An 8371-nucleotide genomic window follows, 5' to 3' on the forward strand; every position below is an offset into this window, starting at 1 on the left:
CTTTCGGCCGAGTTCAGGCCCACATAGACGCGCAAGGGCTCCTTGGCCTGGTCCGGCGCCGTGCCGGTCATGGCGGCGATCTTGGCGCGGTCCGGGCCGGCCGCGATCACCCGGCGGCCGGCCCGGCCCAAGCCCTCCCACTTCAGCAAGGAACCGGGGGCGCCGACCTTCAGCGGGTCAGTCGGGCGCGGGCTGCTGTCGTCCTCGATCAAGGCATCCAGGCGCTGGTAGGACGAATCAAACGCGTGCATGCCGGCGCGCACCAGCACGCCGTTGCCGATCAAAAAGAACAGCCAGGCGGTCAAGCCCAAGGCACTCAGCACGGCCACCGGCCCCGGCATCTGGCGCTGCAAGCGCGCGGCTATTCCCCGCTTGACCCAGTGAAAAACGCGCCCAATCAGCAACAGCAGGGCAAACATCAGCAGCGCCACACCGGCGATCGTGAACGGCCCGACGCTGTCCTGCGGCGCCAGCTGCATCAGCGCGCGCAGGCGGTTCTGCCATTCGTTGGCGCGCCACAGCGCATAACTGAGCGCCCCCAGGCACAGCAGCAGGGCCGGCAAGCGGCGCCAGATCAAGGTCTCGGGCCTCATCTCAGGCAGCTGCAGCAGGCGCCACAGCCATTGCAGCAAAGCCCCCAGCCCATAGCCGGCCGCAAAGCACAGGCCGCTGAGCAAACCCTGCACGGCGGGGTGGCGCGGCACCAGGCTGGGCGTCAGCGAGGCCGCAAAGAACAAGCTGCCGAGCAGCAGGCCCATCACGGTGAAGGAGCGCAGCAGCGCCGGCAAGGCCTGTTCCTGTTCCAGTGAGGTCTGCGCCATCGCCGACTCAGTAGTTAATGCGGAAACGTTGGCCCTTGAAGACCAGCACCGCGCTCTTCAGCTCGATCCGCTCCAGCAGCAGCTCCGGGGCAATCTTGTCGCCCTCATGCAGCAACTGGCCGTTGATGATCAGCATGCGGTTGGCCGGCGTGTCCGAATACATCGCCCCGCTGGTGGCGATGGCAGGCAAGGCCTTTCGGGTCGCCTCGGGCAGCTCGGCAAGCTTGAGGATGGCGGCCTCGGCGGCTTTTGCTGCCGGCGGCGCAGCAGCGCTGGGCTTGGGGTCCGGCAGCGCCTCAACGGCGGCCGGCGGCGGTGCCCGCAAGCTTGGCGTTAGCGGGGCCTGCCGCGCAGGCGCCATCACGAGCGCTTCATTCACCGGCGCCGCCGGTGGCGTCAGTGGCGTCAGCGGCGCCGGCTCAGGCCGCAGCCACGGCGCGACAAGAAAACCCACCACCACCAACAAGATCACCAGCGCCGCGATCAGGGCCGTGCGGCCCCAGGCCGGCCCGGCCTGCGCTCGCAGCCGCGCCTGCGCGCCCGGGTCGGCATGGGCCGCGTGGCTTTGCAGCGTCGGCACCGTGCCGCGTTCCCGCTCGGCATCGGCTTTTCGCAGCGCATCAAGAATATAGGACATGGTGTTTGCTCTTAGGGTGCGACGCCAACGGCCGCGGCGGGTGCGCTCTTGCCAACTTGCAGACGCGGCTCGGGCGTGCCGGCCAGGCCGTCCACGCCCGCCACCCGGCTCAAATGCATCAAGGTGATGGGGCCAAGCTGGCCATCGCTGCGCAGGCCTTGCGAGCGCTGAAACGCCGCCAGCCGGCCGCGCAGCGCAGCATCCAGCCGAAACGGGCCGGCACCGGGCGTGCCGCCGAAAACCTTGGCCAGCTGCGCGTCCACCCAGGCCAGCAACGGCCCGTTATTGCCCTTGGGCGGATAGCCGGGCGGCGCGCGCCAGAGGGTGGCGAACTCACCGCGCCATTGCGTGCTCAGCTGGGTCAGGCTGATGCGCTGGGTCTGCTCGCCCAGGCCGACGGTGGCGTATTGATCGTCAAGCTTGATCAAGATGACGTAAAAAATCTTGCCCACGTCATCACGCAAGCTCAGCATGGCCGGGCGGTCCAGCAGGCGCAACAGGCTCAAACCCCCTTCGCTGACGCCGGCGGCATTGCCGGGGCTGCTGCGGAAGCACTGCATCTGCTGCTGCGCCAGCGCCTGGCAGGGCTCGACTCCGGTATCCGGCACCTCAAGCCGCCAGCTGCGCGCCAACTCCTGCCAGGCCTGCGCCTCAGCTCGCAAACCCAGGCTGGCGGGCAAGGTCGTGGTCGCATCGGCTTGAACGGGCGGCAGGGGCTTGGCGGCCACAGGCACAGGCACAGTCGGCCTAACCTGGGTCAGCGCCGCCTTGCGCTGCTCGACGGCTTGCGGCGAGGGCAACGAGAAGAACTCCCGGCCCGACCAGGCCAGCACGGCGGCGCCGGCCAGCAGGCCCGCGCCGCCAAACGTCCAGGCACGGCGCGGCAACCAGGCGGGGCTCCAGGCCGTCCTCAGATCTTTTTGGTCGAACACTTCGGCCGCGGCCCGGTCGACCGTGGCGCGGTCCACACTGCGCTGATCTTGCGAGTAAGCGCCCAGCAGCGCGCGGTCACACAGCAGATTGATGCGCCGGGGCACGCCGCGCGACAGCTGGTAGATGCGCCGCAGCGCCTTGGGCTCGAACGGCAGCGCGGCGCTATAGCCGGCCACACTCAGGCGGTGGCGCACATACTGGCCGGTCTCGGCCTCGGACAGCGCCGGCAGATGAAAGCGCGCAATCACCCGCTGCGACAACTGCTCCAACTCAGGCCGGGCCAGCAGCTCGCGCAACTCCGGCTGACCGATCAAGATGATTTGCAAGAGCTTGCGCTCATTGGTCTCCAAGTTGGTCAGCAAGCGCAGCTGCTCCAGCACCTCGGCCGACAGGTTCTGCGCCTCGTCGATGATCAAGACATTGTTCTGCCCCACCGCATGGGTGCGCAGCAAAAACTCGTTGATCGCGTCGACAAAGGGTTTGACCGAATCGGCGCTGGACGCCTCCGGCTGCGGGCGCTGGATGCCGTATTCCTCGCAGACCGTGCCCAATAGTTCGGCCACCGTCAGCTTGGGGTTGAAGATATAGGCCACATTGCAGCGTTTGGGGATCTGACCCAGAAAGGCGCGGCAAACCGTGGTCTTGCCGGCGCCGATCTCGCCGGTCAACAGCACGAACCCGCCGCCGCCGCGCAGGCCGTACAGCAGATGCGCCAAGGCTTCACGATGCCGCTCGCTCATGAAGAGATAGCGCGGATCGGGGGCGATTGAGAAGGGCTCTTGTTTCAGGCCGAAGAAGTTGGCGTACATGGTTGGAGCGGATGGTAACGGCACATTCAGCCGGCTCAACGTTGCCGTAGCGCCCAGACCACCCCGGCCAGCAAGAACATCACGCCCAAAAGTGTCAACGGCGGCGGCATTTGGCCGCGCAAGGCGAAGGCATAGGCGAGTGCTGCCAGCGATTCGAACACGATCAGCTGGCCGACCAGGGCCGTCGGCAGGCGCTGGCTGGCCTCGTTCCAGCACAGCGTGCCCAGCCAGGACGAAAACAAGCCCACCGCCAGCATCAGACCGAGATAAGGCAGCGGCCGCGGCCCCAGCGGCAGCTCGAAGCCGGCCGGCAGCAAGGGCCAGTTCAGCCCCTGCGCGCCGTACAGCAATGCCACGCCGGCCAGCGCCACCGGCAGCGTCATCAGGCCCTGGGCGGTGGCCCAGGCGCGCGGGCTGGCTTGTGGGTGGGCCAGCAGCCACTCGGCATTGCGGATCGGGTACCAGGTCCAGCAGCCCACCGCCGCCACCGCCAGCAAGGCGCCAAGCAAGTAACGATTTAGGTCGCCGTCACCACTGTTGAGCATGGCGTCCAGCTCCGACTGATTGACGCAGGCGATGCCGGCGGCGATCAGCGCCAGCGACGGCGCCAGCTTGAGCCAGGGCAATGATTGATGGCTGCGCAGATTGGCGATGATGGCGATCACCACCGGCAGCGTGCCGATGATGACGGTGGGCAGCGGCCCGCCGGCCAGCTGTATCGCCGCCGACAGGCAGAGGTAGTAGACGAAATTGCCGATCAAGCTGAGCTTGAGTGCCTGCAGCCAATCAACGCCGCGCAGCTCGGCCAGCCGGCGCCGGTCCAGCAGGCCCAGTGGCAGCGCGATCAAGCCGAAGGCCAGATAGCGGCCTATGGTCAGCATCAAGGGCGGGTAGTCGGCCAGCATCAGCGGCGTGACAAAGACCAGCCCCCACATCAGGCCGGCGGCGAGCGCAAAAGCAATTCCTATCCACATCCGGGCAGTGTCTCAGAAGGATTTCATAAGCAGCATGGCGGCCAAGGCCAGCATGGTCAGGCCGATCAAGCCGTCGAGGATTTGCCAGGCGCGCGGCCGCGCAAACCAGGGCGCCAGCCAGCGCGCGCCATAGCCCAGCAGCGCAAACCACAAGAAGCTGCCGCTGGCTGCGCCGACCATGAAGGCCAGCCGCAGCGTTTGCTCCTGCTGCTGGGCACCCACCGCGCCGACCAGCAGCACCGTGTCCAGATAGACATGCGGATTCAGAAATGTGAAGCCGGCCAGCTGCAGTAAGGCCTGCCGCAAGCTCAGGCGGGGGCCAAGAGCTGCATGCAGATCGGCGCCGGGCCGGCGCGCCCGCCAGAGTGCGCGCAGGCCGTAGCCGCTCAAAAACAAGGCGCCGGCCCAGGTCAGCAGCCGCGTCAGCATCGGCTGGGCATTGATCAAGCTGGCCAGACCAAATACGCCGGCCGCCATCAGCAGCGCATCGGCCAAGCCGCAGGCCAGCACGATGGCCGTGACATGCTCGCGCCGCAGGCCTTGGCGCAATACAAAGGCGTTTTGCGCGCCGATGGCGATGATCAAGGAGGTGCCGAGCAGCAGGCCTTGGCTGTAACTGCTGAAATGTGTGGCGTCGAAGTTCATACCGCACAGCATCGCTCAAGTTCTGAGGGCTCGCACTTAGACCTGCCGATGCCGCATCGGCGCGGCTGAATCCAGCAGCTCTGCCCAAACCCTGCGGGTGGCGCCATCGACCTAAGGCCGGTTCTCTCTTTGCATCACCGCTCGGAAGTGCCGGCCCTGCAGCGTCGGCTCGTAGCGCCAGTCCTTGATCAGCTGCGGCGCCCAGTCCGGGTCAAACACCCAGGCCACCCAGCTGATCCCTTTGCCGCCCAGATAGTTGGTGATGCGCGGCCCGTAGCTGCCATCGTCGATGACGGGAATATGGGCACCCTTGTCGCTCGCCAACTGGTAGCCGATTTCGGTCGCGATCACCGGGTATTTGTCCGCGACAAAGCCCCAATCGCGTTGCCAGTTTTCTTCAAAGGGCGCCGCCACCTTCATCGGATAAGGGTGGCTGACATAGGCGACTTGGCTGCGCTCGATCGGCGCTGTGGCAACGGGGCTCAAGTCATAGGCCCAGTTAAAGCCGGCCACCAAGGCAATCGCCTCGGGGTTGTGCGCCTGAATGATGGTGATCGCCTCCTCGTTGATCGCCTTCCAGTCGGCCCAACTGGCAACCCCCAGCTGGCCGCCGAAGACGGTCGGCTCATTGAAGATTTCATACATGGCGACCGCATGAACGCCCTTGTAGCGGGCCGCCACGGTGCGGAAGAAATCAAAGGTTTCGCCCTTGCTGGTGGCGTAGCTGCTGTTTTGAAACAGCTCGGACTTGAGATTGCCGATCGAGTGCCAGTCCACGATCACATACATGCCCAGCTCGTTGATCCAACGAACGGCCTGATCCAAGAGCGCGAGATAGTCCTTTTTGCCGCGCCGCTGCCAAGCCGAGGGGTGGACGGGAATGCGCACCACATTGGCGCCCCAGGACTGGATGGCCTCAAAGTAGGCGCGGCTGAACTGGCCTTGCGCGGCGAGCTTGTCCGGGTCGGACATATTCACCCCGCGAAACACCACGACGGCGCCCTGCGCATTGACAAACCTATTGCCCAGCACCTTCACCAAGGGCAGCTGGCGCGTGCCTTCGTCCAACGCAAAGCCCGGCAAGTCCGCCGTGCCGCGCCACCAGCCCGGGCTGTTTTGCCAGGCCTGCGCGTGTTGTGAAGCGCCACCATCGGCGAAGGCTAAACCAGCAAAGCAGGCCAGCACAAGCTGAGCGAAGCGTTGTGCGAACTTCATCAGGCCAGCAAGCGCTGAGCGCAAAACACCAGCACCGCGAGCGACACCGCTGCGCTGATCCAGGTGGCGATCTTGGCGCCCTTCGCATTGCCCAAATAATGCCGTTCGCCTGCCGGCCCAGCCACCAGCGCGGCCTGGGCCGCGAGCGCAAAGGTCCGGCGGGCCAACAAGGCCTTGGGCAAGAGCAAGGCCACCAAGAGCAGCAGCTGCGTCAGCCCGCTGCCAGGTGCGCGCCCTTGCAACGAGCCCAGCACTGCGGCGTCGGCAATCAGAATCATCAAGATGCCCAGCATCGCGAACATCGAAGCGCGCCCAGCGATGGCCTGAACTTTTAGCTCCACGGCACTCAAGCGCGTCGGGTCGTCCACCGTCAGCTGCACGCCGCCGGCGCCCGCATCAAAGACCGCCCTGGCGTCTTCTTCCTGCTGCGGGAACGGTGCTCGCCAAGCCGCCAAGACCGAAGGCACCGAGGCCAACATCACCAGCAAAAAGAAGCTGGAGAACCCCAGCCATTCGGCCAGCGGGCCGGAGATCATCGCCGTCGGCACCAGCACCAGATTCATCAGCGCGGTGGCAAACGCGTAATGCGTCATCGCCCAACGCCCCGGCGCCAGCTGCTGCATCAAATAAATCATATTGCCGACCATGCCGAAGCCGTAGCCGAACTTCTCGATGCTGACCAAGGCCACGATGGCGCTGTAGTCCATCCCTTGGCCGGCGGCGGCGTAATGGCCCATCAGCAAAAAAGTGACATGTGGAATGTTCAGGCTCAAGCCGAGTATCCAGAGCGAACGCCGCAGCCCCAATTTGGCGGCAAACGCACCGCCCAGCAGCCCGCCGGCGATGCTGGCAAGCGTGCCGTAGACCGCGTCGATATCGCTGACTTGGCCCGCACTCAGGCCCAAGCCGCCTTGCGCGGTGCTGCTCTGCAAGAACAGCTGGCCTTCCATCAAGATCAAGCCTTCGCCGAGGCGGTAAAGGAAGACGAAAGCGATCATGCCCCAGAAGGCGCGCTTATGAAAAAAGGCCGTCGCCGTACCGCTGAAGTCACGCCATACCTCAGCGGCGCCGCTGGGGCGGCTTGATCGGCTGCCGGTTGGCAGAACGAACAAGTGGTACAGCGCCAGCAGGCCCATCGCGGCGGCGCAGCTCAACATCACGTGGCGCCACATCGTCTGCTCGGACCAGCCATAACTGGACTGCAGCTTGAACAGTACCGAGATCAGCAAGCCGGTTGCCAAGACCTTGCCGAGCACCCAAAACGCGCCCTGCAGGCCAGCGAAGCGCGCCTGCGCCGGTTTATCCAGCGCGGTCAGGTAGATGCCGTCGGCGCAGATGTCCTGGGTCGAGGACGCGAAGGCCGCCACCCACAGCAAGGCAATCGCGATCTGGAAGAAGCCGGGCTCGCTGACCGCCATCGCGATGGCGGCGAACAGACAGCCGCACAGCAGCTCCATCGTCAGCACAAAGAATCGCTTGGTGCGATACATGTCCAGAAAGGCCGCCCAGAGCGGCTTCAGCGACCAGGCAATGCCAATGCTGCCGACCGCCACCGTGATCTGGCTGTCGGCAAAGCCCAAGGACTTGAACATCCGCACCGAGGTGCCGTTGATCACGTTGTAGGGAATGCCCATGGCCAAATAGAGCGAGGCGACCCAGAACACATGGCGCGGGGTGAACGTAGCTGGGCAGTTAGGCTTGCTTGTCATTGGATGGTTTTTCAGCCAATGGTTGAGGCGAGCTTGCGACTGCCGCACCGACACGCTGCTCCCGCTTGAAGTTCTCAATCAGCGCTCGGTACCAATGCGCACTGTCTTTGGCCAGCCGCTGCTGACTGGCATAGTCCACATGGAAAATCCCGAAACGCTTGGTGTAGCCCGAGTTCCACTCAAAATTGTCGAGCAAACTCCAGTAGAAGTAACCCCGTACATCGACGCCCAGGTTCACCGCTGCCGCCAGCGCCAGCAAATGGCTGCGTAAATAGGCGATCCGTTCAACATCGGCAATCCGCCCGTCCACCACGGTGTCGGCATTGGCCATGCCGTTCTCGGTGATGAAGATCGGCGGCGGCGAATATTCACGGGTGATGCGCACCAGATGCTGGGTCAAGGCCTTGGGGTAGATCTCCCAGCCCATATCGGTGAAGCCCTGCTTGCCCGGCGCCGGCACGGCCGGGGTCTGCGTGCTGATGAAGCTGCGGGTGTAGAAGTTAACGCCCAGAAAATCCAGCGGCTGCTGGATCAGGCTCAGGTCTTGCGCCTCCACCAGGGGCGCGTCGTCGCCCAGATGCTCGATCACGTCGGCCGGATAGCTGCCACGAAAGATCGGGTCCATATA

At 65.1% G+C, this 8371-nt stretch carries 8 protein-coding genes; all 8 read right to left on the bottom strand.

Translation table 11 applies throughout. From position 1 onward, the window contains the following. On the bottom strand, positions 1-821 hold an 821-nt coding region (locus RMO57_RS11635; protein WP_310386787.1), incomplete at its 3' end, for an alpha/beta-hydrolase N-terminal domain-containing protein. 7 nt (positions 822-828) lie between these two features. Further along, entirely contained in the window at positions 829-1458 is a 630-nt protein-coding gene (locus tag RMO57_RS11640; protein ID WP_310386789.1) for a general secretion pathway protein GspB, read from the bottom strand. An 11-nt stretch (positions 1459-1469) separates the two neighbouring features. Further along, positions 1470-3200 (bottom strand): ExeA family protein, encoded by a 1731-nt coding sequence (locus RMO57_RS11645; RefSeq protein WP_310386791.1) that lies wholly within the window; start codon positions 3198-3200, stop codon positions 1470-1472. Positions 3201-3235: 35 nt separating this feature from the next. After that, positions 3236-4174 carry a DMT family transporter gene (locus RMO57_RS11650; protein WP_310386792.1) on the bottom strand — a complete coding sequence of 313 codons (939 nt, stop codon included), beginning with the start codon at positions 4172-4174 and terminating at the stop codon, positions 3236-3238. Positions 4175-4186: 12 nt separating this feature from the next. Then, positions 4187-4819 carry a LysE/ArgO family amino acid transporter gene (locus tag RMO57_RS11655; RefSeq protein WP_310386794.1) on the bottom strand — a complete coding sequence of 211 codons (633 nt, stop codon included), beginning with the start codon at positions 4817-4819 and terminating at the stop codon, positions 4187-4189. Between the two features lie 111 nt (positions 4820-4930). Next, a complete protein-coding gene (locus tag RMO57_RS11660; RefSeq protein WP_310386796.1) occupies positions 4931-6034 on the bottom strand; it encodes a glycoside hydrolase family 5 protein in 1104 nt (367 codons plus the stop codon). Next, positions 6034-7743, bottom strand: coding sequence for an MFS transporter (locus RMO57_RS11665; RefSeq protein WP_310386798.1), 1710 nt, complete (start codon positions 7741-7743; stop codon positions 6034-6036). The genes RMO57_RS11660 and RMO57_RS11665 overlap by 1 nt, the downstream gene beginning before the upstream one ends. Then, positions 7727-8371: family 1 glycosylhydrolase (locus tag RMO57_RS11670; RefSeq protein WP_310386799.1), on the bottom strand; the 645-nt coding region annotated here is incomplete at its 5' end. The genes RMO57_RS11665 and RMO57_RS11670, both read right to left, overlap by 17 nt.

It is taken from the genome of Roseateles sp., assembly GCF_031397715.1.
Taxonomy (GTDB): Bacteria; Pseudomonadota; Gammaproteobacteria; order Burkholderiales; family Burkholderiaceae_C; genus Paucibacter_A.

Excerpts from the sequence above, each read along its gene's own strand:
- RMO57_RS11660 (WP_310386796.1), bottom strand. The coding sequence starts at position 6,034 with ATGAAGTTCGCACAACGCTTCGCTCAGCTTGTGCTGGCCTGCTTTGCT.
- RMO57_RS11650 (WP_310386792.1), bottom strand. The coding sequence starts at position 4,174 with ATGTGGATAGGAATTGCTTTTGCGCTCGCCGCCGGCCTGATGTGGGGG.
- RMO57_RS11645 (WP_310386791.1), bottom strand. The coding sequence starts at position 3,200 with ATGTACGCCAACTTCTTCGGCCTGAAACAAGAGCCCTTCTCAATCGCC.
- RMO57_RS11640 (WP_310386789.1), bottom strand. The coding sequence starts at position 1,458 with ATGTCCTATATTCTTGATGCGCTGCGAAAAGCCGATGCCGAGCGGGAA.
- RMO57_RS11665 (WP_310386798.1), bottom strand. The coding sequence starts at position 7,743 with ATGACAAGCAAGCCTAACTGCCCAGCTACGTTCACCCCGCGCCATGTG.
- RMO57_RS11655 (WP_310386794.1), bottom strand. The coding sequence starts at position 4,819 with ATGAACTTCGACGCCACACATTTCAGCAGTTACAGCCAAGGCCTGCTG.